Source organism: Pseudomonas putida (assembly GCF_028682475.1).
Classification (GTDB): domain Bacteria; phylum Pseudomonadota; class Gammaproteobacteria; order Pseudomonadales; family Pseudomonadaceae; genus Aquipseudomonas; species Aquipseudomonas putida_AG.
In genome coordinates, this window is record NZ_JANHLE010000120.1 from 1 (window position 1) to 407 (window position 407).

1 pseudogene is annotated in these 407 nt (G+C 63.9%); it reads right to left on the bottom strand.

From position 1 onward, the window contains the following. A pseudogene (locus NPS47_RS25445) lies at positions 1-407 on the bottom strand (bifunctional aconitate hydratase 2/2-methylisocitrate dehydratase); the annotation flags it as partial.

Sequence of the window (407 nt, forward strand, 5' to 3'; positions counted from 1 at the left end):
GTGTGGCAGAACGACTGCATCACCAGGTCGGCGGAGAAGCCCAGGCACGCCAGGTCTTTCAGTTCGTCACGGGTCATTGGACCGGTGGTGTCCTGGGAACCGACGGTGGTCATCTTCGGCTCGCAGTAGGTGCCTGGACGAACGCCAGTCACGCCGCAGGCCTTGCCGACCATTTTCTGTGCCAGGGTGTAGCCCTTGCCGGTGTCGGCAGGCTGCTCTGGCTTTTTGAACAGATCGGAAACCGGCAGGCCCAGCTCGGTGCGGGCCTTGTCGGTCAGGCCACGGCCAACGATCAGCGGGATACGGCCGCCAGCGCGGACTTCGTCGAGCAGCACCGGGGTCTTCAGTTCGAAGGTGGTGATGACCTCGTCGGTGCCGTGCTTGCAGACTTTACCGGCGTGCGGGTA